This window comes from Deltaproteobacteria bacterium (assembly GCA_005879535.1).
Classification (GTDB): Bacteria; Myxococcota; Myxococcia; order Myxococcales; family 40CM-4-68-19; genus 40CM-4-68-19.
This window is the reverse complement of sequence record VBKI01000017.1, coordinates 1-577: the sequence shown is the minus strand read 5'-3', so window position 1 is coordinate 577 and position 577 is coordinate 1. Positions and strand designations below refer to the sequence as shown.

At 61.5% G+C, this 577-nt stretch carries 1 protein-coding gene; it reads right to left on the bottom strand.

What is annotated here, in order from left to right; all coding sequences use genetic code 11:
- Window positions 1–242: 242 nt before the first annotated feature.
- The coding region (locus tag E6J58_00970; GenBank protein TMB43304.1) for a DUF1080 domain-containing protein at window positions 243–577 on the bottom strand (335 nt) is incomplete at its 5' end.

Below are 577 nucleotides of genomic sequence, written 5' to 3'. Positions count from 1 at the left end.
GCACGGCGACCGTTTACACGCTCTGCGCCCGTGGACAGCTGAGCCACGTCCGCGTCCTGAACGCGACCCGAATCGCGCCAGCAGATCTGAAGGCCTTCTTGACTGCTCGCCGTCCTGGGACGTAGCCCACTTAATCGCGCGGTGCTCTCAAGACCGAAGTCTTAGGGTTCAAATCACGGGCACGACCACGTCACTCGCGACTCACCGGAACCCGCTCCATCCGAGTCCGTTTTTCGACCGCCTTAGAGCTTCTGCACGCGAAGATTGCGGAACAAGACGCGTGACCCTGCATGGTGCGCCTGCAACCCGATGTGCCCGCTTGCAGGCCGGCTGCCATCTCCTGTGTACGATGTCGCCTTCGCGCCGTTGAGGAACACATCGATCTTGTTTCCGACCGCCCGAATCTCGAATGTATTCCACTGCCCCAAGGGTCTGGAGAGCAGCTTTTCAACGGGAGCCAGTGCATACACCGCACCAGTCAAGTGCGACGGCTCGCCGGTGGCGTTCGTTGCCGGATCGAAGCCCCGGTCGTCAATCTGCACCTCGTACCCCTGATTCACGGCCGGCTTCCAGTCGT